Source organism: Paraglaciecola sp. QJM3NY_14 (assembly GCF_056173245.1).
The window spans coordinates 2,485,861-2,511,243 of sequence record NZ_CM149664.1 but is presented as its reverse complement, the minus strand read 5'-3'; the positions used below and the strand labels follow the sequence as shown (position 1 = coordinate 2,511,243).

Sequence of the window (25,383 nt, the reverse complement as noted above, 5' to 3'; positions counted from 1 at the left end):
TTAGGCTTAACATGATTGCCCTGGAGCACTGTGGACAGCATAAATAAGCGACCTCCCCCTGATCAGGATGAAGCGGATGCCCTCGCCAAATTAAACGCATTACTTAACGCGGCTGTCGATGCAATGATCATTATCGACCATACCGGCACGATTGAATTGTTTAATGCAGCAGCCCAAAGAATGTTTGGCTACTCAGTGCATGAGGTAATTGGCCAAAATATTAAGATGCTAATGCCTGAACCCTATCGTAAAGAGCATGACCAATATTTAGACAACTATATGAGAACCAATCAAGCACGGATTATTGGTATTGGGCGTGAGGTAAAGGCGTGCAAGAAAGACGGTGAGATATTTCCTATCGAGCTTTCTGTTGGCGAAGTAAAAGAGTCAAGCCATAAACAGTTTGTTGGTATTATTCGTGATATTTCCGATCAAGTGCAAGCGCGCTCTGATGCTATTGCTAATCGAGAAAGATTAGCTCACGTAACCCGGCTTAGCACTATGGGAGAAATGGCTGCAGGGATTGCCCATGAAATCAATCAACCCTTATCAGCCGTAAGTAGTTATGCCCAAGCGTGCAAGAATTTATTGCAGCGCGAAAACAGCTTAGCCAATGCATCTCAAAAACAAAAATTAACTGATACACTAGAAAAAATCAGTAACCAAGCCCTAAGAGCCGGTGAAGTTATTCGGCGCCTACGAGAATTTGTCAAAAAGCGCAATACAGAAAGAGAATACATTAACTTTAATGACCTTATTCAAGACACTATTGATTTGGCGAAAGTTGATACTCGCCTACTCGATCATGGCATAAAACTAACGTTATGTAACGCTCCCGCCCCGTGCTTGCTCATAGATCAAGTACAGTTACAACAAGTCCTCTTTAACCTTATTCGTAACGCGATTGACGCTATGGAAGATCAACCCTCGGCGCCTGTAATGATCCACACAAAATGGATAAACGAACAATATCTGGAAGTGTCTATTTGCGATACTGGCTATGGCATAACAGAAGAAAATAGGGCGCGACTCTTTCACCCTTTTTTCACTACTAAAACGTCTGGTATGGGCATGGGGCTGCCTATTTGTCAGTCCATCATACAGTCGCACGGAGGTGAACTAAAGCATAGCCCTGGTAGCCCTCAAGGAAGTGTTTTTTCGTTTACCCTGCCCGCTAAACCTATCGTTAATCACAAAACCGATGAAGTAACCAACAATGAAGAATAAAAGCACGTCGTTTGAAACAGAACAAATCGTACATATTATTGATGATGACGAGGCAGTACTTGACTCTCTCAGTATGTTGTTGGATTCCGTTGGTGTGCACAACGCCATTTATGCTAACGCACAAGTATTCTTAAACAGCTTTTCATCAGACGATATTAGTATGCTAAGTGGCTGCATTGTTTTGGATATCCGCATGCCTGGCATGAGTGGAATGGAATGCCAACAGCGCTTAGAAGCGCTTAAGTGCCCCTTACCCATCATATTTATTACCGGACATGGCGATGTACCAATGGCTGTCGAAGCGATGAAAAAAGGCGCGATAGAGTTTATTCAGAAGCCATTTCGTGAACAGGTTCTGCTCGACTGCATACAGCACGCTTTACAGGTCAACCGAGACAACCAACAGCGTACTCTACACGCATTAGAGGTAGAAAAAAGATGCCAATCTCTTACTGAGCGAGAAACTGAAGTGATGCATAGGGTGATTGCCGGTCAAGCAAATAAAGTGATAGCCAGTGAGCTAAATTTAAGTCAACGCACGGTTGAGATCCACCGTGCAAATGTTATGGACAAAATGCAGGTAAGGTCTTTAGCTGAACTTGTTACCCTGGTGGTGGCTAAAGAGTAATCAATACTCATCATCTACAATTCATATCTTTAATTCAGATCACCTAATGTGGCGGTAATTTGATCTAGCGCAACATCTTTTTTGGCGTGGAATATATCTTTACTTAGTATATCTTTAATCGTGCGTCGAATATCTCTATGATTAGTACTCTTGTAACCAAAAATCACCATCCAATCATCTATTTGGTAGATCACCAGAAGGATGCTTGGGCGGCGCTTTCAAAATTACTTTCCCCCCTGGATGTAACGATTCAATGTTTTGCCAGTGCTGAAAGTTTTATGCGTCAGCAAATCAGTGATGACGCAATCGGCATGATCATTGAAGCGCATCTCGAGGATAAAAAAGACAGTGGCATAGAGCTACTAGAAACGCTCGTCAAACGTGGTTTTCATTTACCGACTATTGTTATGGCAAGTTCCAGTGACATACCCACTGCGGTAAGAGCTATGCGAGCTAGCGCTGCTGATTTTATTGAAAAACCCTTTATAGAGCATGTATTGGTGCATGATGTACAACAGATAATAAATGGCGCAAAGCCGCATTAAGTTTTGCGTCATTCAAAACATATAGCGCTATAAACTATCCTTCATTCCTAATGACTTAATACACTTCTCAATACACTTAATAGTACTTAATAGCACGAGCCAAGCTTGTAGCACGTCTCGCCACGTTTAGCTGTGCCCATTCTAACATGGCGCTACGCTCTATTTTTGAGTTCAGTACCCTACACTTTTACCGCCAAAACATCACATTTTACCCCATGCAGTACACCGTTGGCGGTGGATCCTAACAGCAGTTTTAGCCCACTTTGGCCATGCGTACCGATAACAATTAAGTCAGCTTCGATGCGCTCTGCATATCGGTGTATTTCATCAGCAGGAGAGCCCACCGCAACGTGCGTGTTCTCTTTCGGTATCCCTGATGTCACGGCAATTTCTTCTAGTCTGCGTTCAGATTGTGCTTGCAGATTTATTAGTTCGTCATTTTCAAACGCAATACCATAGGGTTCGAAATACGTTTGTGCAAACGTGACATATATCAGATTCAGCTTCGAGGGTGAATCAGCCACTGCGAGCGCTTTGCTCATCACTAAGTTTCCAGGACTGTTAATATCTAACGCAACCAATATCTTTTGATAACCGAGCATTGTTTTCTCCTCATTATATTAATGTCAAAGGTGACATTTTCATTCCGCATATGGATTTATTAACACTAATCCCACAATATAATTAAAGTCGATTTGAGAAAAAGAAGCTTGATCCATGTCAAGCCAAGTCCGAATAAAACGAACGTAGCCAGCAAGCGCAAGTGAGACAACTGTCGGAACATGCTCCATAGCAAATGAGGCCAACAAACATAACGTGGTAGCATGAGGGTTAACTAATTTTGAATGTGCTGTAAAAGGAGAGGCTTGATACGCAGAAGTTATCAAAGCTTAATTTGGCGTATCGCGAACGGTGAAGTTGTTTAATCAACGCCTATATCAGTATAGTCAACTGAGCAATACCCATCGATATAGGCGCTTTTTAAAGGTGAGGTGTTACTAAATCGGCATGGGTGAAGCTAATCTTGCACTATTAGTGCGAGAAGCGATGAGGTTGGTCTTCATCATTCCACTTAGACTTATACCTGTTGACCTGTAAAGGTTTATGCAAAGAGCGAGACGTTCTGTTTAGCTTTCGAAACGTACCATCAATATAATTTTCGATAGACTCAATGTCTGCGTGTAGGTTGTATCTGTCTTGGAATGTTTTCATTGTGACTCTCCTTGCTGGCTATATCAGTGGTGTAACGTATTTTTGCTATCCGTTATCACGTGCATTTGTTAAAACAAGTTGTCTTGTCAATGTAATAGCAATGGATATGCCAGCCTTATTGTCATCAACAAAGCGCCCCTATCCCAAAGGATTCAAGGCAAAGAGCGCTAAGTTCGTAGATGGAAACATATACTTAAGGGCATTAGGAAAGTAAATGCCACCATGAAGATGAAATAATTACACGTAACTCTAACTCGCCCTCAATCATCACTCTGCGATGAGCTTTCCCTTATACATTTGCATCTGGCAGTGAAAGTCGTATTGGCCTTCACTTAGCGCAGGTAGCTCAATACGGTTACTTTGTCCCGTTTTTAACGCCAAGCTTAAGTCCAATTGGGGGAAAATCACTGTTTCAGCGCAAGGTGCAGGATCCTGACGGTCAAAATCCAACGTTATCTTCGTACCCGCGCTCACCGTTATATTGCTAGGTTGGTAAACCCCATTATTGACTAAAATCTTAATTTGGTTACTGGTAGATTGCGCACGCTTAGGCGTATAAAGCCAAAACCACCACACGATAGCCACGATAAGCAGTGCACCTAGTAGGTTTATGAACAACATCTGTTAACTCCAAACATGTCTTAAGGAAATACGCTCTAAGCTGATTTATTAGCTTTAAAAAAAACGTAATCGATTTGCGTTACTCACCACGGTTAACGACGACAATGCCATGGCCGCGCCTGCGACAACAGGATTAAGTAAAATGCCAAAAAATGGAAATAACACGCCGGCGGCAATAGGAATTCCAGCAATGTTATACATAAACGCGCCGACCAGATTTTGTTTTATATTGGTAATGGTGGCTTGACTTATTGCCAACGCATCAGCCAAACCATGCAGGGAACCGCGCATTAACGTCACATCTGCACTTTCAATCGCGACATCTGTGCCTGTCCCTATCGCAAACCCCACATCAGCTTGCGCAAGTGCCGGGGCATCATTGATGCCATCCCCTGTCATACCAACAACTTCTCCGTGTTTTTGACGCTTGATTACTTCCTCCACCTTGTCTTGGGGCATAATCTGGGCGATGTAATCATCAATGCCCACTCGTTGTGCTACTGCTTTCGCTGTAGCCTCGTTATCACCGGTGAGCATGACAAGGTGAATACCTTTGTTTTGCAACCGTTTTATGGCAGCTAAAGAATCGCTTTTAATCGGGTCTGATACCGCGATCAAAGCACTCAGTTTTTGGTCGACCGCAAAATACATAGGCGTTTTAGCATCATTTGCTAGCGTCCCTGCTTGTTCAACAGCAACGCTAACGTCTATCCCAAATTGATGCATTAGTGCTTCATTACCAAATAACAAATGCTCACCGTTTAGGTAGCCTGTCACCCCTTTACCGGTTATCGCGTCAAACTTGGTGACTGCATTAAGCGGGTAATCGCGCTGTTTCGCATACCCCACAATTGCTTGGGCTAAGGGGTGCTCAGATTGACTCTCTAAACTGGCTACTAACGCCATGACACAAGACTCTTGACGTTGTTCAAACGTTGATATTTCGGTTACTTCGGGCTGGCCTTGGGTAATTGTTCCTGTTTTGTCCAGCAGCATAGTGGTGATTTTTGAGGCGCTTTGTAATGCCTCGCCATTCCTGATCAGCACCCCAGCCTCGGCCGCTTTACCAATTCCTACCATAACAGACATAGGTGTCGCTAAGCCGAGCGCACAAGGACAAGCAATAATCAGCACGGTAGTCATAGCCGTTATGGCATAGGCAATGGCTGGCTGGGGCCCAAAGTTGAGCCAGGCCAAACCTGATATCACTGCCAAAATCATGACAATTGGTACAAAGTAACCAGAAATCACGTCCGCTAAGCGCCCTATTGACGGCTTCGAATTTTGCGCCTTTTTAACCATATTAATAATATGAGATAGAGTGGTGTCTTTGCCCACATGGGTCGCACTAAACAACATACTCCCGGTCTTATTAATACTGCCGGCAACCACCTTGTCACCCACAGTCTTGCTAATCGGCATGGGCTCACCGGTTAACATCGATTCATCCACTGTGCTTTGCCCATCTGTCAGTTCGCCGTCCACAGGGATTTTTTCACCGGGTCGCACGCGCACGATATCGTTAAGTTGAACTTGTGCTATGTCAACGTCTTCCTCTTCCCCATTTCTCACCACTCGTGCGGTATTGGGTTGCAAGCCAATCAGTCTTTTAATCGCCTCAGATGTGCGCCCTCTTGCCTTGACTTCAAACGCTAGCCCGAGATTAATAAGCCCTATGATCATTGCTGATGCTTCAAAGTAGACGTGTCTCGCCATTTCAGGTAACAGGTTGGGTACTAGTATGACCAACATAGAGTAAGCCCAAGCAGTGCCCGTCCCAAGTGCTATCAAGGTATCCATATTTGCTGAGTGATGTTTGAAGGACTGCCAAGCACCAATATAAAAGTGTTTTCCTGTGCCTATCATTACGCTTAACGTAACAAGCCCTACAATCGCCCATCCGATGCGCTGATTAAACGTGTTAACACTCATATCGCCAATAAATAAGCCATACAGCATTAAAGGGATACCTAGGCCCAAAGCAATTACCATATTGCGCATCAATTTGTTGTAATGCGCTTCATCGGCTTGGGCTTTTTCAGCTAATGCATCCTGCTCTGACCCCGAATTCATCGGTGTGGCGTTATAACCAATATCCGTCACAGAATGGATTAATGCATGACTGTTTGCATCGCCGTCAATCGTGACGGTTCGTTGTGCAAAATTCATTTCTACACCGGTCACTCCCTCTACACTTAATAACGCTTTCTCAATCTTACTCACACAACTTGCGCAGCTTGCTCCCTCAATCATAAAGGATTGTGTTTTTACTTTGCTTTTACTGCTCATTTTGGGCCTCCGTCGCTATGGGGTCGACAAACGATTCAATCAAACTACACACCTGTTCTGCACTGGCACCATCTGGTGCCTGGTTCCATTGTGCTACTGCTGATTGCATGCGATTACGCAGCGCTAACGTTTCGTTAAACAGCACCTCAGTTTCAGCTAGTCGTTGGGTAATGAGCTTTCTTGTTAACGGGCACGGACAATTGCCCAGCTCCGATTCGCTGATAATGCTGTGTATGTCTTTTACCGAAAATCCCAATTGCCTTGCACTTAAAATAAAACGCAAGCGGCGTAAATCGCTAGCGCCATATGAGTGATAGCCATTCGTGTCACTAATAGCAGGGTTTAGTAGTTTCACCCGAGTGTAATAGCGCACTGTGTCGGATGTTACACCGACAAGATCTGCTAATTGCTTGACCAACATATTGTGCTCCTCTGCGTAGGCTGACTTTGAGCGAGTGAGTGCATGTTAAACCTATGTGCTACTCACAGGTCAAGTACAAAGTGTTAGACGACAACCAGATCTATGCTGGAAGCCAAATGCACTGAGCCCCTCGAAGGTAAGACAGTACGAGTGTGCTTGACTTAACGGGCCAGAATGCTTGAGACAACAAACGAGAATGAACAGCAGTGAAATGGTGAAGCCTTATATGACCTTGTTACGCCCTGTGTGTTTGGCTTTATAGAGGTTTTTATCTGCTATAGAAATAAGATCACTTGAATAATCTTGGTCTGGCAAGATAGTAGATACCCCTATACTGACCGTCAAAATTTGATGCGGTGAGAGCCGATGAGAGATTTTAAGTTGGTCAACAGCCTGTTGAATTTTTTTAGCAACATGCTTTGCGCCGCGTTCGTCTGTGTTAGGTAACACGCACGTGAATTCCTCACCACCATATCTTGCCGCAATATCAGTTGGGCGGTTCAAACTGCTCCTTACCGTTAAGGCCACAAGTTTCAACTGGTCGTCGGCCACCAGATGGCCGTATTCGTCGTTGTACTGCTTGAACAGATCAACGTCGACCATGAGTAAAGAAATTGGCTGATTAATCCGTTTTGCTTGCGCTACCTGATTCGCCAAGTACTCATCCAAATAGCGCCGGTTGTACACCCCAGTTAGGCCATCCAGATAGGCTAGCTTCTTAAGAACATCAGCTTGAAATTTTAATGTGAGGTGCGCCTTAACACGGTTTTTCAACGGCAACGGATTCACCGGCTTGGTTATATAATCAATGCCACCGGCTTGCCAGCACGCGTTTTCTTCTTCTGAGCGCTGCAATGAGGTAATAAATACAATAGGAATGTCACTTATTTCAGGATCGTTCTTAATAATTCTACAGGTGGTAAGGCCATCTAAATTCGGCATAATAACGTCCATCAGGATTAGATCCGGTGCGTCACGTAAGCAAATATCTAACGCTTCTTGGCCCGTTTTAGCGAAGTTTAATTGGTAGCTATCCCCCAGTATCTGGTTGATCACCTGAATATTAATAGGTTGATCGTCCACCACTAAAATTTTTGCATTCGCTAACGAGTCGTTAGTCAGGAATGTAGTGGGTTGATTCAAAAGTAAACTCCTTTCTAGTGAATAAAAAACATCAGTTTTGCTTTTTCAATAGTAATCATTAAGCAAAATCCATTCCTAAACTTGGGAACAAAATAACACGGCAGTGGCTTATAAAAAATATCACGTTAACTGAATAAAAATCACTACAAGATACGCTAAAAGCGACAAGCAATTCATATTGTCGGTGCTCTATTTGAGTAAGTTAATCTAAATATTATATAGATAAATCTTAAAAAAAATTATAATAAAAAGGACGAGTAAAGAAATGAGAAAATTGCTCACTATCAATTTGTCCGAACAGACAATGAGTACAATATTTTTTTGCTAACGGGTATCACGCTTAAGGAACAAATTGATGAAAATTGCTTTTTATAATACCAAAGCCTACGACCGAGAATATTTTACGCAAGAAAACAAAGAGCATCATCACGACATTCGCTATTTTGAACCGCATTTAAATGCTCAGACGGTAAACTTGATAACCGACGAAGTAGCAGTGTGTGCCTTCATTAACGATTGCCTAAATGCCGAGGTGCTTAGCGCGTTAAAAAACAAAGGCATTCAATTAATAGCACTTCGCTCTGCGGGCTTTAACCATGTTGATTTAGTATCTGCAGAACAGCTAGGTTTAAGCGTGGTTCGCGTACCAGCATACTCACCTTACGCCATTGCTGAACATGCTGTCGCCTTACTGATGACCCTTAACCGGCGGGTTCATAGAGCCTATAACCGCGTACGAGAAGGTGACTTTTCACTCAATAATTTAATGGGTTACGACATTCATGGCAAAACGGTAGGCGTTATTGGCACAGGCAAGATTGGCCAAATTTTCAGCAAAATAATGCTTGGCTTTGGCTGTCGTGTTATCGCCTATGATGTGCAAAAAAATGACTTATGTATCGATGACGGCGTTGAGTACGTGTCGCTAGAAACACTGTTTCAACGAAGTGATATTATTTCACTGCACTGCCCCCTTAATGATTCGACTCATCATTTGATTGATGAAGCAGCATTAACAAAAATGAAACCTAACGTAACGATTATCAACACGAGCCGTGGTAAGTTAATTGATACTAAGGCGGCGATTAAAGTGCTTAAAGCAGGCAAAATCGGATTATTAGGATTAGACGTTTACGAGGAAGAAGAAGCACTCTTTTTTGAAGACTTATCAGACAGCGTCATTCAAGATGACGTGTTTTCGCGCTTGACTACCTTTCCAAATGTACTCGTGACTTGTCATCAAGCTTTTTTCACCAAAGAAGCAATGACAAAAATTGCACAGGTCACCTTAGATAATATCGATCAGTTTGAACACAACGGAGCCGTCGTTAATGGCGTTACTAACCCACAATAACCTGCGCGTTGGAATATTGACCGGCGGTGGCGACTGTCCTGGTCTAAACGCGGCGATACGTAGTGTCGCGAAAACACTTATGCTGACATCAAACGCTGAAATCGTAGGCATTGAAGATGGATTTTTAGGGTTTATTGAGCGTCGTAGTCGATCCATAAGCTATCAAGATTGCAGTGGAATCTTTGCGTTAGGCGGTACGATAATCGGTACCTGTAACCGTGCAGATCCCTTTAACTATAAAGGCAAAGACTGCTCTGGTGAGGTGAAAGCCTATTACGATCTACTGCAATTAGATGCTCTGGTTATCATAGGCGGAGAAGGTACGTTAAGTATTGGCTATGAGCTGAGTAAATTAGGCATCAATGTCGTTGGCGTCCCTAAAACCATAGATAACGACTTGATGTGTACTGAGCGAACATTTGGTTTTGACACAGCGGTTAGTATTGTTACCGATGCTATTGACCGTTTACGCACCACAGGACAATCTCATAAGCGGATCATGATTGTTGAAACAATGGGACGTAACGCCGGTTGGATAGCCCTGCATGCAGGAGTTGCCGGGGGGGCAGATAGCATTCTTATACCTGAATATCCTTACGATATACAACGTGTTGCCAAAGCGTGCACTGAACGTATGGGCTCCCATCACTTTTCTATCGTGGTGGTTGCAGAGGGAGCAAGGCCAGTCAATGGCCAAGTAAGCGTAAGAGAAAATATTGCGGATAGTCCTGAGCCTTCCCGATTAGGGGGGATCGGAGAACAATTGAAGGTGCAATTAGGCGAGTTTATGGATGCAGAGATACGAGCAACCACCTTAGGCCATATTCAGCGTGGCGGCTCCCCTACATCTTTCGATAGAGTATTTGCCACTAATTTGGGCAGTTATGCCGCCAAATTAGTGGAAAGTAAACAATTCAACCGCGCTGTGATCCAAAAAGGCAATAGACTTTCCCACGTCGCACTTGAGAGCGTGGCAAACAAGACGCGTAATGTACCCGCTGATGACTTAACACTTCAAACCGCTATCGCGATGGGAATTTGCTTCGGCACCCCGGACTTGACGCCCAACACAAGTCGAGACTTAATACTGGACTAAACGCCTATTCCTCGAATGATCAAGCATGGGCCTGAATGATATTTTTTAATTCTCCAGTCACTACATAGAGATGGGTATATCCTACTCGGTGCAATTGCTCCGCACTCAGTGCTGCGCGCACCGCACTGGCACAATGTAAATATATAGGCCGGGATCTATTCGGCTCTAAGGTGAGCATTTTCATTTCTAATATGCCACGAGGAATATTTATTGCCCCTGTGACACTTTCTGTTTCATGCTCTGATGGCTCACGAACATCAATCAGTAGACCATTGTCTTTCGCTCGATTAGCTGCAGCCGTATCGCAATCAAAATGTGGGATATGCTGTTTAATTTCTTCAACTATTTCTAATAACGTTTTAGCCATATCTAGCCTTAAATTCATTGAAAATGATCTGTTTAGCTCAACCCAACGTCCTTAGTGAGTCATTGATGGTTTTGGGTATTACTGGATCATGGCTTGCGAAGTATACGAATTCGCATGTAATAACGCCGTATTGGATTGCATAAATAGTGAATCGTTTTCTTCTACTTCAAAACGACTCAATACTTGTAATTGAGGTATATCCAACAAGGTAACTTGGCGTCTTTGAACTTGAATTAGGCCTTGTTGTTGCATCGTCGTAAGCAAACGACTAATGGTTTCGATTGCCATGCCAAGGTAATTAGCAATATCGATACGTGTCATACTTAACGTTAGCTGGTTGCTAGACAGCCCTCTTTTAGCGAGTCGAGCCGAGAGATCTAGTAAAAATCCTGCCACGCGCTGTGCAGATGTCATACAGTGATAGCTCATGGTTAGTTGTTGTTGCATCAGTAAGCTTCGGCTCATATTACCCAAAAGCTGTTGACGACCCTGCTCGGAATTCGCCAGCAAAGCATTCACTGAATGCAGACTGATATAGCACACACTGCTAGTTTCTAAAAATGTGACCGTTTGCGCGTGTTGCAGTTGTGCAAAGCCATCAGTACCTACTAAATCGCCCGGAAAGCAGAAGTCAACGATTTGCTCTTCAGCATCCATAGATGAAATACTCGCTTTAGCTGAGCCAGAGCGCACAATATATAAAGCGTTGAACGCATCACCAGCACAAAACAGTTTGTCACCCTTATGGTAAATTTTGTGGGTCAAAACCGGATTATTTGATTTATTTGCTAGTTGTTCCGCTTTTTCTGTACAGTTTCTTGATAGAGCGCAATGTTCACACGTTGGGCCTTGTATAGAATGAGACTGGGTCATAGTGAATTCCTTATAAACGTTCTGGCTAAGCAGGTAGTGTTTATTATAATAACCACCTGCTCAGCTATTCGATATGCGGTGTTGTGCGTAATCGGTTTCGGTTTATACCTATAGACTTAAGCGACGACTCTTTTAAACCCGCATGGTTCGATTTTATAAGGTGTTACACGCCCAACTTTCGGCCTTCTATAGACCATAAAATGACCACTTAAGAATGAAGGTGTTTAGGCTGTGAATAACGTTGAATCGCATGCTCCCAGGGCGCTTGTTCCCGCAGGTTTTCAAGCATGTTCTGGGTAACCAATACAATGCCATTCGGACTTACCCTAAAGCCACGCGCTTGATCTTCATCGTGATCAAACCCAATGTTCATCCCACTAGGAACACTGCAATTAGCAGCAATAATGGCGCGATGAATATTCACATCACGGCCAATCTCTACGTTGGGCAAGATGACTGACTCTGTTATTTTGCTGTAGGAATGAACACGCACATCTACAAAAAGCAAAGAGCGGTCAATAGTCGCCCCCGAGATAACACAACCGCCCGAGACCATTGAGTCAGTTGCACTACCTCGTCGATTGTCATTGTTAAACACAAATTTTGCTGGGGGGGATTGTTTTTGATAAGTCCAGATAGGCCACGAATCATCATAAATATCTAATTTCGGTGTCACCTCAATTAAATCGATATTTGCCTGCCAGAAAGCATCCAATGTACCAACATCTTTCCAATAAGGTTTGAGTCCGTAAAGAGAGTCAGCGAAGCGAAACGCATGCACTTCGTAATCGGCAATACATTGAGGAACGATATCATTACCAAAGCCATGCTCCGAGGTTAAGGAATGAGCATCTTTTTGTAATTCGTTGAGCAGAAATTCAGTATTAAACACATATATACCCATTGACGCCAATGCCAAGGCGGGATCCTCGGGCAAAGGCGACGGCGAGTCAGGCTTTTCATCAAAAGACACAACACGCCCTGACTTATTTATTTGCATCACACCAAAAGCATTCGCCGCCTCATGGACAGGTACTTCAATCCCCCCTATTGTAACGTCCGCACCGCTTTGCACATGCTGAGCTAACATGTCTGCATAATCCATCTTGTAGATATGATCACCCGCAAGCACCAATACATATTTGGGGGACTGCTCTTTGATGAATTCGATATTTTGAAACAAGGCGTCTGCAGTGCCTTGGTACCAACGCGATGAACATTGCTGACTAGCTGGCAACAATTCTACGAATTCACCCATGTCACGATTAAGGTGGCTCCAGCCTTGTGACAAATGACGTAATAGTGAGTGCGATTTATATTGGGTGGCAATACCAATTTGCCGAATGCCTGAGTTAACACAATTTGACAAAGTGAAATCTATGACACGGAATTTGCCCCCGAAATGCAATGCGGGTTTTGACTGATGCTCAGTTAACTCTTTTAACCGCGTGCCCTTGCCACCGGCAAGCACCAATGCAAGCGTATCTTTCGTTAACTGACTAACATATCTCGATGCGGCATAAACCATGATTTAACCTCCTTTAATGAGCAATAAACACATGGCAGAATAAGCAGCCAACAGTATGCGCCTCTTCATCTTAAAGTAAAACGACACGACACATTCCCCTGCCCGGTAGCATTCTACCTATATAAAAACAACGTTTTAATGCCAAATGCTGAACAAATCGTCTGTTCAATGTTATACCTGGTGAAGTTTATTTACCATTCATTTACTGCAATTTAATGCGCAGACCGTTAATGCTTGAATATGTACTACGTAGGTGTTCTTAACCCAAAGCGTGAAACATACGCCTAAAGTACAAGTGACTATTTTGCGTAAAAGATTACTCTGAACATAAGTAGATAGAAGTAGGTAATGTTATGCAGAGCTTAATAACAGTGTGTGTCGCTTTAATTGTTTTGAGTTTCCCTGCATCAGCAGATGATCACGGTAAGCATCGTGTTTCAATCAGGCAGATCAGCCATCAACTTAACCAGCAGTTCCCATTTGCATTGGATTTTAATGGCATTAAAGCCGCATTTTTTGCCCCAAAATTAGTATTAAACGTTTTAGAACAACACGTGACCGTTGAGTTTTCGATGCTTGCTCAGCGCCATGGTGAGAGCATTAATATTCCGTTTAAATTAACCGGCAATATTGTGTTTGATCCAATCAATAGACAGCTAATTTTAAACGGCCTGTTATTCGACAATGCGCTAGCGAGGAGCGAACTGGTAAGTCAATCTTCCAAAGTAGTGGAGATGATTGAGCAAACCATTGTGGAGCATTTTCCTGATATCACGCTGGCTAATTTTAATTTTTTAGGCGCCTCCCTGGCCCCCGAAACAGTGATTGGATTACTTATTCAGCCCCGTCACGTGCAGCTCAGTTATTAGCACTGACTGAGCGGTAATCAGCTCGACAACCCAACTACTAACGCACTTGGATGACATATTTTGAATATTGAACACATTGTTAAACAAAAGATTAGGCGTTGCTATGTCATTTACGCAGTCGTGAGCTTGATATTACTTTGTCTGCCTTGGTTGTATGCTTATTCCAGCGCACAAGATAGAGCTAAAGCGAGTGAGTTTGTTCAATTATCCTCTCAGCAGTCATTGCTTGTTCGTGACATCACGCTAAATTTATATCGTTTTGAACAGCCGCTCGCCATTAAAGAAAAGCGCGTTTTGAGACGTCAGAGTATCGTTTTGATGAAGCAATTTAGTGATAATCACAGTTACTTTTTAATTGCTGACTTACCACGGAATGTCTTTCAAGGAGGTAATCACTCCGTTCATGATCTGTATTTTTCTAACTCAGCTAACATCGATAGCTTGTCAAAAGCATTTTTTGCTTATGTTGAACAGATTATTACATCAGGATTGATCGAAACCCGAAACAACCAAGCCATTGAATCCAACAAGTATAATCCGCTAGTAGATCATTTAGATCAGGCAGAAGCACAATTTACTGAAAATGAAAAACAAGCCCGTCGACATATGGTTAACGTTAGCATTCTTGCTAGCATTATCAGTTTGATTGTCTTTGCAATAACGATCGTGGCCCTAATCTATCCTATCGAACAAATGCTTTTTAAACTGATAAATCGATTTTCTCTTAATACCAAGCGCGCATATCGAGTAAAGCGAGATGCCGGTTTGGACCAACAAACAAAGAATCAATTTCTGTCAAATATGAGCCACAAACTACGCTCTCCTATTAGTGGCATGTTTGGCATGCTTGAGCTAGCCAGCCAAGAAACAGATCTAGATAATCAAAAAGCTTACATTCAAAAAGCGCAAAAAGCGGGCAATCAACTTTTGTCCCTCGTGGATGAGTTATTAGACATATCACGCATCGAAGCAAAAGTACTAACCTTTGACAACATTGATTTTGAACTGCTGACCGTATTAGATTCAGTTATCGCCCCGACTGCTTCTAGTGCTGAAACGAAAGGCTTAACCTTTTCCTACAATGCGGCTTCCGCCCTTCCTCAATTCGCTATAGGAGACCCACTTAGGCTCACTCAAGCATTAAAGAGCCTGCTAGATAATGCAGTAAAATTTACGGTAAACGGTGGAATTTCAGTCAACGTTAAACTCAGTATCGTTAACAAGCATTACATGCTGGACGTTTTTATAAATGATACTGGCGTTGGCATAGAGCAAGACAAGCAAGATCAAATTTTTAATAAATTTTTCCAAGTCGACAAAACAAAAAACATTGCGATGAGCGGTGCGGGGTTGGGATTAACCATTGCGAAAGAATTTGCACAAGGAATGGGCGGGGATCTTGCGTTAAGCAGTACTTTGGGAAGAGGCAGCACGTTTACACTTTCTGTACCACTTGGGCGAAGTGAAAAGTGTGTCGGGTCAAATACGCCACTGAACCTTAATCCTAAAGCGAAGTTCGCCGTAATTGATGATCTAGAAACTAGCCGTTTACACATTTCACATATACTGCAAGAAGATGGTTTCACGGTAGATTTGTTTGACTCCGCTACCCAATTCTTGCTTATGAAAGACGAAATTTTAGATTATGCAGGGTTAATTATTGATATTCATATGCCTGGGTATAACGGCTATGAATTAGCGGAAACTATCCATGCGATGTTTGGTACCAGTGCCCCGCCCTTTATCTTCATATCAGCTTCGCCTGAGTCCATTCGTCATGATCGATTTAATACCGAACATATGTGGCAAGGTTTCGCAAAACCAATGGATAAAAATCGATTTATTGACTCAATCAGAGTGCTGTCTGACAAAAGCTCTTTAAAAACAGAAGCCTTTGAGCCTGCTAGCGTACTTCTTGTGGAGGACGAGCCAATTAATGCAGAGGTCGTTAAAACAATGCTCGAGCGAAACGGACACACAGTCGAAGTGGCAACGACTGGTGCAGCGGCTCTTCATTTAGCAACAACGGTACCTTTCAACTTAATCTTAATGGATATTAACCTGCCTGATATGAGTGGTATTGAAACAACAAAATGCATTAAAGCCCAAGGTGTGGATACTGAAATTGTAGCGCTTACCGGCAATGCCTACGAAGAAGACAAACTAAAAACAAAGGAAGCTGGCATGAGCTATCACTTGGTGAAACCCGTTATGTATCATGAATTGAACAACGTGATTAAATTAGCTCTACGCGTTGTACATTAAGCTAGTGAGGACAAAATGCGTTAGCATGGTTAGAATTTATGCTAACCGTCCACTTTATCACGCAGAGCCACTTACCGATTTCACTTATAACCAGTTGGTAAGTTTAACCCCAAGACCCAAGCGTTGAGTATGTTGATTGTAATAGATTAAGCTTTCTCCGTACCCATTGAAGTACTCCACATACCCTCTGAGATGACGAGTGATTGGAAAGGTCCAGCCCAGTTGCACTGCGCCGCGATTATCACTTCTAAAGTTATTTCTCAACAAGAGTTCTAAGGTGTGATTGTCAGATATACTCCATACTCCGCCAATTTCACCATACCCCATGTAGCGCTCGATATAAGGGTTGTCGTCTCCGTCTGGATCATCAAAAGACTGCTTATCTTCTTCTGGTATTCGCCACCATGTTCGTAAACCCCAAGTGACATTCGCATTCTGCGCAAAAACAACACCACCAATAATACGATTCCAACTTCTGGATAACTCGCCTGTTTGACCATTAGATTGATGGTTTAGCGATACGAAAGTTTGCTCTATCGGTAACCCGAGTAAAGTCCATGGACGGCTATAGTTAAAAATAATTTCAGGCTCGTAATTTGTTTCTCGAAATGGTGCCGATATCTCCCCATTGTAAGCTTGCCAATAGCTAGCGACCGTAAAGGCAACTTGTACATCAAGTCCATCCCACATTAAATCTTCAACCGCTAAATATTTCAAAGAGATTTGAAATTTTGCTTCTGTGTCTTGGTATTTTTCAGCTTTAGGATCGCCCTCGTAGGGCCGCTTGCTGATATTCGCAAAAGTAACGGGTAATAAGTAATTCGGTTTGTGAGGTAAGAGCGCAAATGGATTGAGTGACGCTCTATGTTCGAGGCGATCTCGTTTTTGCACACGGTTGGCACTGTCTTGTGAGCAGATTGCTCGTATCTCCCCGAGCGTTATTTCATCGGCAGATAATTCCATTTGCTTGAGCATACATTGCTCCAACGATTTTTCACCAGAAGCAAGCTGCTGCGCCGTGCTTATGCATGGAATTAACGCTAAAGCGCAGGAAAATGAATAGGTTAAAAAGATTTGCACAATAAATACCTGTGTAGAGTTATCGTTTTATACAGTTCGCAATGTTAATGCTCAAGCATATTGATAAGGCTTGTTCTGCAAATAGTATGTCATAAAAAAGGCACTCATTAGAGTGCCTTTAGCATAAATATCGATATCACGACTGCTTTTACAGTGCTAATTAGTTAATGCATTGCACAGCAAAAGACTAACGTGTTTTATTTTGATACTGCAATCTTAACCGTTGCTGTGACATAAGCTTCTATACGACGGTTTTTCTGGTGCGCTTCTCGGGTATTGGCCGAGTCCAATAATTTCGTTTCACCGTAGCCGACTGCTTCTAAGCGCGAGCCAGCAATGTTGTACTGAGCGACTAGATATTGACGAACATTTTGTGCTCGCTCAACTGACAATTTCATATTGTATGCATCCGTGCCTGGCGCTGAAGCGTAACCTTCTATTACAGCGTTGGTTGTTCCGTAACGGCGCATAAAATCAACAAACTCTTGCACGCTAGCACTATCAATATTCTTCAACTTACTTGAATTATTGTCGAACATAATTTTTAGCGACATTGTTTTAGACTCTTCAGTGAAAATACTGCAACCTTTGTCATCTACTTTGTCGTTCATTGGCGTGTTAGCACACGCATCTTTGGCATCGATTACACCATCATTGTCGCTATCAACCGCTGTCATCGGGCAACCATCAACATCAACGCTTGTTCCATAAGGTGTATTCGGGCATAAATCGCGTTGGTCAATGACACCATCGTTATCTGAATCTTTACTGACTCGCTTACCACCGGTTTTACCAAAACTATACGCTAAACCAAGTTTGGCGCTGTACTCAGGGTTACCTTGACCAAAGTCATAGTACCCTGCAAGTTCGGTGATCACTTTCCATTTGTCGTTCAACTGCCAATGGGCACCTAAACCTAGATCAGCCATACGGTAGCTTTCGTCAAAGCGCTGGTTTTTCAGACCACCAAAAATGTAATAGTTGCTCTGATTGATGAAGTACATCGCATCTACACCGATACGCTCACCGGTTATGTTGCCATTACCTGTGTCGGCATCTATGTCTAACTTAGCCACTTCAAAACGAAAACCCCAATCTGGATTTAGTTTAATTCCAATTTCGCCGCCCCAGCCTAACCCACTGTCATAGTCAGTGTTAGGCTCAAATTTGTCAGGATAAACTGAGTAATACTCACCAAATACGCCGCCCCAAATCTCTTTTTCAGATGATGATTGAGCGTGAGCAGTTGCGCCAATCAAGGCACAAGAAATGGCTACTGCTAGCGTGTGTTTTTTCATTATTATTTCTCCATTAAGTGTTTATATTTTTATTTTTTAACGTCGCCAACACTGCTAAGGCTGCATTAGCGAGATAGTTGCTGAATAGACGCTGCCTATTCAAAAAAGTCACTGAATTGCCGTTTATTTTTTCTGGGGCAGTAATTTTCTAAATGGAACGAGGGCCCCTATAATAATGCCGACAAGCAGCGTGCTTAAAATTAAAAGTAATCGCGGCATCGCAAAATCCCAAAAGAGAAAAGAGACATAATCTAACTGCATATTTTGCAACACAAATATGGCAAATAGGACGACCAACACTATGTAAGTGTTGCGTTTAAAATGGCCTTTGAATAAATTCATTGAATCACTCCTGTACTAGTCAATATTGCGCGTTAACGTCGCGCAAAGGTTTCTATATACCCTTGCTGTTAACCTGCTTTGAGAAATAGACGCTGGTTGTAACCAAAAAGTCACAAATTCAATGTAAATGCAGAGGTTTATGAACAGAGGGGTTATTACTGGAGGAAGTCATTAATGGAGCGAGTTATAAACAGCGAAAATTATTAATCAATGTTCATAATATTATGATTTTGCTTAATGGTGACGGGTCTTATGAAGGCAGATGTCACTGCTGGGATAAATCGCTTTTCACTTTGTCGAGTGCGCGATAATAGCGCATCTTACTGGCACTTAACGCTAAACCTAACTGCAAGCTTATTTCGTCAAATGAGCACTCTAGTATCGCTTTCATGACCACTATTTCCCGGTCTAGGGGCTCCAAGCTTGCGAGCATTTGTTCAGTTGCTCCAAGGTCGAGCTCTTCCTCGGTTTCGGACTCTTCTTGATTTAACAGATGACTGATATCGTCTACGCGCTTTTTTTCACGTAATACATCCATAGCGGTGTTACGCGCAATGGTAACCACCCAAGGAAAAAACTTATCATGCTCTTTGAGTTGCTCTAGCTTGTGCCATGCAGTCATGAAGGTGTCTTGCAGTACATCGTCTACTAAGGACGAGTTGTACAGAACCTTCGCTGCAATATAAGCGGCGATTTTCCCTTGGTATCGTCCATACAGCTTAGCAAAGGCCATCGATGCATCGCCGCGGCGCTGCAAAGTACGTTTTACTAGTTGAACATCCGTTAAGTCATGCACATTAATTAACCGCTACATCAGGCTTAATGTATGGTCAGTCCGTCCAAAAACACTTTGTTATCAATTACTTTTAGGCTTTCGTCCGATGTACGAATAATGGTGACCACAGCCGTAATCTCTACCACGTTGCCCTTAATACCGTCCTTTGTCGTGACGGTATCTCCAACTTTGACCGTGTCGGATATATATAATGAGTAAATAATGTTCTGCGAGGCTTCACGGCTTCCTAAACCTAACGAGATAGCAGTACCAACCCCTAGCGTCGCCAGAGCAATGGCGATGATCGTATCCAGTAACACAGTGTCAATATCAAGCTGATTGATAGTCAAAGACAAGGTTAAAATAGCGACCAATCCATATGCCGCTTTTGACAACGGCCGAGCGAAATCAAACTCTGCGGCTTTGGCGGCATTGAAAATAGCGTTTTTAATTAAGTTGGCAGCGGCAAGTCCAAAAAGCAGGATTAACGTGGCAGCAATGATTTTAGGAATAAAACGTAGGAACTGATCCATCGTTTCGCCCAATTGTGATAAGCCTAACGAATCTGCGGCGGTTACGATAAAGACCAAAAAAGTAATCCAAAATACCAACATGGCGAGTGTGCTAGATACAGACACGTCTTTACCAAACTTGGCCAACTGCTGATCTATACCAGTGGCCTTCGCTAATTTGTCTAGGCCCACTTTATTCAGTACTGCAAACACTGCGAAGCGCAAAACCCGTGATATAAAATAGCCCACAAGCAGTATGACGAGTGCTGCAAATAACGAAGGGATGAATGCGGCGATTTCTTCTAGCAGCGCAGCAAGGGAGCCCGACACCGCTTCAAACCAAATACTAATATTCTCTTTCATTGAGGTTTAACCTTTTTCTTTAATAGTTTTTTACTGTGGCTCATCATCAGTGGGGCAAAGAGCGTTAACAACATAGAGAAAACACCATGCACGCCTAAGCGCACGAGTTCTTTTGATTTATCGTGCTTCACCACTTTCGCTGCCATGGCCTCAGGCTCTGGAAGCACTTGATTGGTCAATGCACCTTTAGCAAGCTGACGCTCAAGTGCTTTATATTCATCATCACTCATGTATTTTCTCCTACGTGCAGATGTACACTTTATCACCCGAACAGATCCCAACTAGGAACGTGTAACACTTTCCAGATAAGCGCTAGAGGCGATGTATTATATATTGGACGAAGTGCGACGCTAAAAAGTCACACATTTAATGTAAATTTCTGCACTCATCAGCAAGTTACTCATTAAGGCAAGTAAATATGGCGTTGTGTGATTTTATACCCGACTATGCTGTCTTACGACACCACTGCTATTATACTTGCTGATTAACGACACAGAACGGAGTGTCGACTGTATCATTTTAGCCACGTTTTCTGCGCAGTTAAGAATCAAGATACAATCATCAATTATTCTCATTTCTATTATCTATCTATATGAAATAAAAGGTTTTTTTGATTTACTCGCAATAGTATTCTATACTCCGCGCATTCGGTTACAGATAGGGCTGCTTTGCACCTTATCACACTATTCAATAGGTGAAATTATGTTGCGCAGCAAAAAAGTTGTTTCTGCATTAAACGATGTGTTAACTGGCGAGCTTACGTCAATTAACCAGTATTTTCTGCATGCTCGAATGTATAAAAACTGGGGCTTAAATGCGCTAGATAAAAAATGCTATAAGAAGTCTATTAAGGATATGAAACAAGCGGATGCAATCATCGAGCGCGTATTATTCTTACAAGGCTTACCCAACTTGCAAATGTTAGGCAAGTTGTTGATCGGTGAAGACACCGAAGAAATGTTGCAATGCGATGCAACGTTTCAAAAACATCAGATACCTGTGCTCAAAGACGCCATTAGTTTATGTGAGCAGGAGCAGGACTATGTGTCCCGCGAACTATTAGAAGATATTCTAGAGTACGAAGAAGATCATCTAGATTGGATTGAGACGCAAGAATATCAAATACAACACATGGGCTTGCAAAACTATCTTCAAGCTCAAGTGACTGAAGGGGAAGACTAATGAAAGGTAAAAGTAACGTTATTTCAGGCCTTAATGCCCTACTCGCTTACGAATTAGCTGCGATGGATCAGTACTTTGTACATTCACAAATGTACTTAGACTGGGGCTTAAACAAATTGTATGAACGTATCAATCATGAGTTTGATGATGAAAAAGGTCATGCAACTAAGTTGATAGAGCGTATGTTGTTTCTTGAAGGCACGCCGAACATGGTTGATCGTGACGGTTTGGTGATTGGTACTGATGTTCCTTCGATGCTGGAAAGTGATTTGCGCGTAGAATATGCAGTGGGTGACAAACTAAAAGAAGTCATCGCTCTGGCAGAAACTGAACGAGATTATGTCACTCGGGACATGTTAATGGTTTTACTCGATGACACGGAAATGGATCATGCCCATTGGCTAGAGCAACAACTTGGTTTAATTAAACGTATTGGTCTGTCTAATTACTTGCAGTCTCAGATGTAAACTACAGCAGCAAATTATTTCTGTCATCAATGCCTAGTCAGCCCCTGTCTAGGCATTTTTTTTGAGTCTGACGTGTACAACGAGTTCTCGGTTGCTTACTTTACACTTAACATTATCATCGTGCTTGAACCGCCCAATGACTAACCTTCGACATTTTCAATAGCCACTCAATAATGTGTTTCAAAGTTAAAGAACACTCGTTTCTCATCCTCTGTAGCTGGATTGACAAAAAGTAACACTAGTTGCCAGCGCATATCTCGTTCACTGCATGCCCCTAGAAACAACAGATTCTCTGAGATAGTTTTATTGTCTACGGTCGAAACACTGCTATTCAACAATGCAGTCTGGCCCATATACATATTCACACCTTGCACGTAACTCTGCTGTAAATCGTATTGACTTGGGTAGACCAATTCTATGCTCAGTTCCTCTTCAACTTCAGCATTTTGTAAAAAACGCCCAGAAAATCGCACGCCATTTAGATCTATCTGGCACTTGTTTGTGCCGCTTAACTGACACTGGGCTCCCTTTTGCGCACTCACATTAACGACTGAATTAACGTAAACAATACAAATGATGAGTAAAATTAATGCAAATGGCCAAAAACGAGTGATAATTATACGATTCACGAGCTGCTATTTTAATAACTTGATTTGTATCAAGTTTGCAATATAGAAACACGGCTTACAAGTGTGTTTGAGCCTATCTTTTTGGGCTCATTTTGATTATTATACGCGGGTTTTTAGCATGCTAATTTTGTGTATGGGTATTGCTTACCTTAAATGATGTACTTATACACAAAACGAACATGCGCTAGAACACACACGAGACACACATACATCCTTATTGAAGTGGAAGATTCATTAAAATGAGTGAAGCGATTCAAGTACACCCTGACTACAACTACAAAGTTGTTCGTCAGTTTGCAGTTATGACGGTCGTCTGGGGCATTATTGGCATGTCGTTAGGCGTGTTTATTGCGGCCCAGTTATATTGGCCAGCCCTTAATTTTGACACACCATGGTTAACGTTTTCACGTTTAAGGCCTTTACACACCAATGCCGTTATTTTCGCGTTTGGTGGGTGTGCATTGATGGCAACCTCATTTTATGTGGTTCAACGTACCTCTCAGGTACGTATATTCAGTGACAAGCTCGCGGCATTCACTTTTTGGGGATGGCAAGCGGTTATTCTTTCGGCGGTAGTCACCTTACCTATGGGTTTGACCTCAACCAAAGAATACGCTGAATTAGAGTGGCCTATCGATATCCTTATCGCCTTAGTGTGGTCCGCATACATGATTAACTTTTTCGGAACGATGATTATCCGAAAGGTTTCTCATATATATGTAGCCAACTGGTTCTTCGGTGCATTTATCCTTACCGTGCTTGTACTTCACATTGGTAACAGTATGGCCGTGCCCGTTTCGTTGTTTAAATCTTATTCAATGTATGCTGGTGCGGTAGATGCCATCATGCAGTGGTGGTATGGACACAACGCTGTTGGTTTCTTCTTAACAGCCGGATTCTTAGGGATGATGTACTACTTCGTACCTAAGCAAGCTGGACGTCCGGTGTACTCTTACCGTTTGTCAGTTGTTCACTTCTGGGCCTTGATTTCACTTTACATTTGGGCTGGTCCTCATCACCTTCATTACACTGCCTTGCCAGATTGGACCCAATCTGTCGGTATGGTGATGTCCATCATCCTGTTCGTTCCTTCATGGGGCGGCATGATAAACGGTATTATGACCCTATCAGGCGCTTGGCATAAACTGCGCACCGATCCCATTTTGCGCTTCTTAGTGGTTTCATTGTCATTCTACGGGATGTCTACGTTTGAAGGCCCGATGATGGCAATCAAAACGGTTAATGCACTGTCTCACTATACTGACTGGACTATAGGACATGTTCACTCAGGTGCATTAGGTTGGGTAGCGATGGTGTCTATCGGCTCTATTTACCACCTTATTCCTGTGCTATTTAATAAACCCAAAATGCACAGCATCTACCTTATCAACGTTCACTTCTGGTTAGCGACAATTGGCGTGGTGTTATACATAGTAGCGATGTGGATGTCAGGTGTTCTACAAGGTCTAATGTGGCGCGCGGTGAATGCTGATGGCACACTTACCTATAGCTTTGTTGAAGCGCTTGAAGCGTCTAAACCTTTCTACTTTGTACGCTTCCTAGGCGGTGTCTTTGTTGTCGTTGGTATGCTGATTATGGCTTACAACTGCTACATGACCATCCGTTCTAAGTCTGAAGACGAGACTGCTCGTTCAGACGCCGAAGTTCAACCAGCGTAGGAGTCGCATAGATGAAGAATGCACACGAGATAGTAGAAAAGAACGTTGGTTTATTAACAATCTTAATTTTGGTCGCCATCAGTTTTGGTGCCATGGTTGAAATCACCCCGTTAATGTTTCAACAACAAACAATGAAACCAGTGGATGGTCTTGAGCCGTACACTGCCCTAGAAATGGAAGGTCGTGACATTTACATTCGAGAAGGGTGTGTTGGTTGTCATAGCCAGATGATCCGTCCTTTTCGAGCTGAAACTGAACGCTACGGCCACTACTCTGTTGCTGGTGAGTCAGTTTGGGAACACCCATTCCTGTGGGGCTCAAAGCGCACAGGTCCTGATTTGGCCCGTGTGGGTGGTCGCTACAGTGATGAATGGCACCGTGTTCATTTAAGAAACCCACGTGATGTGGTACCTGAATCGAATATGCCTGGTTTTCCGTGGTTATTTGAAAATCAGCTTTCGGGCGATTTAACTGCGAAAAAACTTGCTGTATTTCGTGACTTTGGTGTGCCTTACACCGACGAAGATATTGCAGGGGCGAAAGCTGCGGTTGAAGGTAAATATGAGATTGATGCGTTGGTTGCATACCTACAGTCTCTTGGAACTGCGTTGAAGTAAT

The 25,383-nt window shown here is 42.8% G+C and carries 27 protein-coding genes; 11 read left to right on the top strand and 16 right to left on the bottom strand.

Annotation, left to right across the window (positions count from 1 at the left end):
* The first annotated feature begins 30 nt into the window (after positions 1-30).
* From AC0VYA_RS10550 to AC0VYA_RS10540, 3 genes are all read left to right on the top strand, one after another.
* Entirely contained in the window at positions 31-1,227 is a 1,197-nt protein-coding gene (locus AC0VYA_RS10550) for a two-component system sensor histidine kinase NtrB (protein ID WP_475490972.1), read from the top strand.
* Entirely contained in the window at positions 1,217-1,855 is a 639-nt protein-coding gene (locus AC0VYA_RS10545; protein WP_475490971.1) for a response regulator transcription factor, read from the top strand. The genes AC0VYA_RS10550 and AC0VYA_RS10545 overlap by 11 nt, the downstream gene beginning before the upstream one ends.
* A 137-nt stretch (positions 1,856-1,992) precedes the next feature.
* A complete protein-coding gene (locus tag AC0VYA_RS10540; protein WP_473480482.1) occupies positions 1,993-2,400 on the top strand; it encodes a response regulator in 408 nt (135 codons plus the stop codon).
* Positions 2,401-2,579: 179 nt separating this feature from the next.
* On the opposite strand, the gene AC0VYA_RS10535 is transcribed toward AC0VYA_RS10540, so the two are convergent.
* The 6 genes from AC0VYA_RS10535 to AC0VYA_RS10510 all read right to left on the bottom strand — a co-directional run bounded on the left by AC0VYA_RS10535 (position 2,580) and on the right by AC0VYA_RS10510 (position 8,086).
* Positions 2,580-3,002, bottom strand: a complete 423-nt coding sequence (locus AC0VYA_RS10535) for a universal stress protein (RefSeq protein WP_475490970.1) — start codon at positions 3,000-3,002, stop codon at positions 2,580-2,582.
* A 430-nt stretch (positions 3,003-3,432) separates the two neighbouring features.
* Positions 3,433-3,612 carry a hypothetical protein gene (locus AC0VYA_RS10530; RefSeq protein ID WP_473480478.1) on the bottom strand — a complete coding sequence of 60 codons (180 nt, stop codon included), beginning with the start codon at positions 3,610-3,612 and terminating at the stop codon, positions 3,433-3,435.
* Positions 3,613-3,879: 267 nt separating this feature from the next.
* On the bottom strand, positions 3,880-4,233 hold the full coding sequence (locus AC0VYA_RS10525; protein ID WP_475490969.1) for a cupredoxin domain-containing protein: 354 nt from the start codon (positions 4,231-4,233) through the stop codon (positions 3,880-3,882).
* Between the two features lie 54 nt (positions 4,234-4,287).
* The gene (locus AC0VYA_RS10520) at positions 4,288-6,522 is read right to left on the bottom strand and encodes a heavy metal translocating P-type ATPase (RefSeq protein WP_475490968.1); all 2,235 of its coding nucleotides are present in this window, start codon (positions 6,520-6,522) and stop codon (positions 4,288-4,290) included.
* Positions 6,512-6,943, bottom strand: coding sequence for a MerR family transcriptional regulator (locus tag AC0VYA_RS10515; protein ID WP_475490967.1), 432 nt, complete (start codon positions 6,941-6,943; stop codon positions 6,512-6,514). Before AC0VYA_RS10515 ends, AC0VYA_RS10520 begins: the two co-directional genes overlap by 11 nt.
* 222 nt (positions 6,944-7,165) lie before the next feature.
* Complete coding sequence (locus AC0VYA_RS10510; protein WP_475490966.1) at positions 7,166-8,086, bottom strand: diguanylate cyclase; 921 nt, start codon at positions 8,084-8,086, stop codon at positions 7,166-7,168.
* Between the two features lie 355 nt (positions 8,087-8,441).
* Between AC0VYA_RS10510 and AC0VYA_RS10505 the strand changes: the two genes are divergently transcribed.
* The gene (locus AC0VYA_RS10505; protein ID WP_475490965.1) at positions 8,442-9,440 is read left to right on the top strand and encodes a 2-hydroxyacid dehydrogenase; all 999 of its coding nucleotides are present in this window, start codon (positions 8,442-8,444) and stop codon (positions 9,438-9,440) included.
* Positions 9,418-10,536 (top strand): 6-phosphofructokinase, encoded by a 1,119-nt coding sequence (locus AC0VYA_RS10500; protein WP_475490964.1) that lies wholly within the window; start codon positions 9,418-9,420, stop codon positions 10,534-10,536. Before AC0VYA_RS10505 ends, AC0VYA_RS10500 begins: the two co-directional genes overlap by 23 nt.
* Before the next feature lie 19 nt (positions 10,537-10,555).
* Here the strand turns inward: AC0VYA_RS10500 and AC0VYA_RS10495 are convergent, their stop codons facing one another.
* The 3 genes from AC0VYA_RS10495 to glgC form a co-directional block, all read right to left on the bottom strand.
* Positions 10,556-10,903, bottom strand: a complete 348-nt coding sequence (locus AC0VYA_RS10495; RefSeq protein WP_473480469.1) for a rhodanese-like domain-containing protein — start codon at positions 10,901-10,903, stop codon at positions 10,556-10,558.
* 78 nt (positions 10,904-10,981) lie between these two features.
* Positions 10,982-11,776, bottom strand: a complete 795-nt coding sequence (locus AC0VYA_RS10490) for a helix-turn-helix domain-containing protein (RefSeq protein WP_475490963.1) — start codon at positions 11,774-11,776, stop codon at positions 10,982-10,984.
* 208 nt (positions 11,777-11,984) lie between these two features.
* Complete coding sequence (gene glgC / locus AC0VYA_RS10485; RefSeq protein WP_475490962.1) at positions 11,985-13,304, bottom strand: glucose-1-phosphate adenylyltransferase; 1,320 nt, start codon at positions 13,302-13,304, stop codon at positions 11,985-11,987.
* Positions 13,305-13,657: 353 nt separating this feature from the next.
* Here glgC and AC0VYA_RS10480 point away from each other — a divergent pair, with 353 nt between their 5' ends.
* Together AC0VYA_RS10480 and AC0VYA_RS10475 are read left to right on the top strand one after the other, a co-directional pair.
* Complete coding sequence (locus AC0VYA_RS10480; protein WP_475490961.1) at positions 13,658-14,173, top strand: hypothetical protein; 516 nt, start codon at positions 13,658-13,660, stop codon at positions 14,171-14,173.
* Between the two features lie 60 nt (positions 14,174-14,233).
* Entirely contained in the window at positions 14,234-16,438 is a 2,205-nt protein-coding gene (locus tag AC0VYA_RS10475; RefSeq protein ID WP_475490960.1) for a response regulator, read from the top strand.
* An 84-nt stretch (positions 16,439-16,522) separates the two neighbouring features.
* Here AC0VYA_RS10475 and AC0VYA_RS10470 read toward each other — a convergent pair whose 3' ends face one another.
* The 6 genes from AC0VYA_RS10470 to AC0VYA_RS10445 form a co-directional block, all read right to left on the bottom strand.
* Positions 16,523-17,413, bottom strand: coding sequence for a phospholipase A (locus tag AC0VYA_RS10470; protein ID WP_473481288.1), 891 nt, complete (start codon positions 17,411-17,413; stop codon positions 16,523-16,525).
* Positions 17,414-17,715: 302 nt separating this feature from the next.
* The gene (locus AC0VYA_RS10465; RefSeq protein ID WP_473480463.1) at positions 17,716-18,816 is read right to left on the bottom strand and encodes an OmpA family protein; all 1,101 of its coding nucleotides are present in this window, start codon (positions 18,814-18,816) and stop codon (positions 17,716-17,718) included.
* 123 nt (positions 18,817-18,939) lie between these two features.
* A complete protein-coding gene (locus AC0VYA_RS10460) occupies positions 18,940-19,158 on the bottom strand; it encodes a DUF1049 domain-containing protein (RefSeq protein ID WP_041713686.1) in 219 nt (72 codons plus the stop codon).
* 265 nt (positions 19,159-19,423) lie between these two features.
* Complete coding sequence (locus AC0VYA_RS10455; protein ID WP_011574885.1) at positions 19,424-19,954, bottom strand: RNA polymerase sigma factor; 531 nt, start codon at positions 19,952-19,954, stop codon at positions 19,424-19,426.
* A gap of 23 nt (positions 19,955-19,977) precedes the next feature.
* Positions 19,978-20,808, bottom strand: coding sequence for a mechanosensitive ion channel family protein (locus tag AC0VYA_RS10450; RefSeq protein WP_473480461.1), 831 nt, complete (start codon positions 20,806-20,808; stop codon positions 19,978-19,980).
* On the bottom strand, positions 20,805-21,038 hold the full coding sequence (locus AC0VYA_RS10445; protein ID WP_011574883.1) for a hypothetical protein: 234 nt from the start codon (positions 21,036-21,038) through the stop codon (positions 20,805-20,807). The genes AC0VYA_RS10450 and AC0VYA_RS10445 overlap by 4 nt, the downstream gene beginning before the upstream one ends.
* Before the next feature lie 472 nt (positions 21,039-21,510).
* Between AC0VYA_RS10445 and bfr (AC0VYA_RS10440) the strand changes: the two genes are divergently transcribed.
* On the top strand, positions 21,511-21,990 hold the full coding sequence (bfr, locus tag AC0VYA_RS10440) for a bacterioferritin (protein WP_473480459.1): 480 nt from the start codon (positions 21,511-21,513) through the stop codon (positions 21,988-21,990).
* The gene (gene bfr / locus AC0VYA_RS10435) at positions 21,990-22,457 is read left to right on the top strand and encodes a bacterioferritin (RefSeq protein WP_475490959.1); all 468 of its coding nucleotides are present in this window, start codon (positions 21,990-21,992) and stop codon (positions 22,455-22,457) included. The genes bfr (AC0VYA_RS10440) and bfr (AC0VYA_RS10435) overlap by 1 nt, the downstream gene beginning before the upstream one ends.
* 167 nt (positions 22,458-22,624) lie before the next feature.
* Here bfr (AC0VYA_RS10435) and AC0VYA_RS10430 read toward each other — a convergent pair whose 3' ends face one another.
* Positions 22,625-23,086: a hypothetical protein gene (locus AC0VYA_RS10430; RefSeq protein WP_475490958.1), complete on the bottom strand. Its 462-nt coding sequence runs from the start codon at positions 23,084-23,086 to the stop codon at positions 22,625-22,627.
* Positions 23,087-23,325: 239 nt separating this feature from the next.
* Between AC0VYA_RS10430 and ccoN the strand changes: the two genes are divergently transcribed.
* Both ccoN and ccoO read left to right on the top strand, forming a co-directional pair.
* A complete protein-coding gene (ccoN, locus tag AC0VYA_RS10425) occupies positions 23,326-24,765 on the top strand; it encodes a cytochrome-c oxidase, cbb3-type subunit I (protein ID WP_011574879.1) in 1,440 nt (479 codons plus the stop codon).
* Positions 24,766-24,776: 11 nt separating this feature from the next.
* Positions 24,777-25,382, top strand: coding sequence for a cytochrome-c oxidase, cbb3-type subunit II (gene ccoO, locus AC0VYA_RS10420; RefSeq protein ID WP_011574878.1), 606 nt, complete (start codon positions 24,777-24,779; stop codon positions 25,380-25,382).
* Position 25,383 lies beyond the last annotated feature (1 nt).

Bases quoted from the DNA above. Each gene is read 5' to 3' on its own strand.
- AC0VYA_RS10545 (WP_475490971.1), top strand. From the start codon at position 1,217: ATGAAGAATAAAAGCACGTCGTTTGAAACAGAACAAATCGTACATATT.
- AC0VYA_RS10540 (WP_473480482.1), top strand. From the start codon at position 1,993: ATGATTAGTACTCTTGTAACCAAAAATCACCATCCAATCATCTATTTG.
- AC0VYA_RS10535 (WP_475490970.1), bottom strand. From the start codon at position 3,002: ATGCTCGGTTATCAAAAGATATTGGTTGCGTTAGATATTAACAGTCCT.
- AC0VYA_RS10530 (WP_473480478.1), bottom strand. From the start codon at position 3,612: ATGAAAACATTCCAAGACAGATACAACCTACACGCAGACATTGAGTCT.
- AC0VYA_RS10525 (WP_475490969.1), bottom strand. From the start codon at position 4,233: ATGTTGTTCATAAACCTACTAGGTGCACTGCTTATCGTGGCTATCGTG.
- AC0VYA_RS10520 (WP_475490968.1), bottom strand. From the start codon at position 6,522: ATGAGCAGTAAAAGCAAAGTAAAAACACAATCCTTTATGATTGAGGGA.
- AC0VYA_RS10515 (WP_475490967.1), bottom strand. From the start codon at position 6,943: ATGTTGGTCAAGCAATTAGCAGATCTTGTCGGTGTAACATCCGACACA.
- AC0VYA_RS10505 (WP_475490965.1), top strand. From the start codon at position 8,442: ATGAAAATTGCTTTTTATAATACCAAAGCCTACGACCGAGAATATTTT.
- AC0VYA_RS10500 (WP_475490964.1), top strand. From the start codon at position 9,418: ATGGCGTTACTAACCCACAATAACCTGCGCGTTGGAATATTGACCGGC.
- AC0VYA_RS10495 (WP_473480469.1), bottom strand. From the start codon at position 10,903: ATGGCTAAAACGTTATTAGAAATAGTTGAAGAAATTAAACAGCATATC.
- AC0VYA_RS10490 (WP_475490963.1), bottom strand. From the start codon at position 11,776: ATGACCCAGTCTCATTCTATACAAGGCCCAACGTGTGAACATTGCGCT.
- glgC (WP_475490962.1), bottom strand. From the start codon at position 13,304: ATGGTTTATGCCGCATCGAGATATGTTAGTCAGTTAACGAAAGATACG.
- AC0VYA_RS10480 (WP_475490961.1), top strand. From the start codon at position 13,658: ATGCAGAGCTTAATAACAGTGTGTGTCGCTTTAATTGTTTTGAGTTTC.
- AC0VYA_RS10470 (WP_473481288.1), bottom strand. From the start codon at position 17,413: ATGCTCAAGCAAATGGAATTATCTGCCGATGAAATAACGCTCGGGGAG.
- AC0VYA_RS10465 (WP_473480463.1), bottom strand. From the start codon at position 18,816: ATGAAAAAACACACGCTAGCAGTAGCCATTTCTTGTGCCTTGATTGGC.
- AC0VYA_RS10460 (WP_041713686.1), bottom strand. From the start codon at position 19,158: ATGAATTTATTCAAAGGCCATTTTAAACGCAACACTTACATAGTGTTG.
- AC0VYA_RS10450 (WP_473480461.1), bottom strand. From the start codon at position 20,808: ATGAAAGAGAATATTAGTATTTGGTTTGAAGCGGTGTCGGGCTCCCTT.
- AC0VYA_RS10445 (WP_011574883.1), bottom strand. From the start codon at position 21,038: ATGAGTGATGATGAATATAAAGCACTTGAGCGTCAGCTTGCTAAAGGT.
- bfr (WP_473480459.1), top strand. From the start codon at position 21,511: ATGTTGCGCAGCAAAAAAGTTGTTTCTGCATTAAACGATGTGTTAACT.
- bfr (WP_475490959.1), top strand. From the start codon at position 21,990: ATGAAAGGTAAAAGTAACGTTATTTCAGGCCTTAATGCCCTACTCGCT.
- ccoN (WP_011574879.1), top strand. From the start codon at position 23,326: ATGAGTGAAGCGATTCAAGTACACCCTGACTACAACTACAAAGTTGTT.
- ccoO (WP_011574878.1), top strand. From the start codon at position 24,777: ATGAAGAATGCACACGAGATAGTAGAAAAGAACGTTGGTTTATTAACA.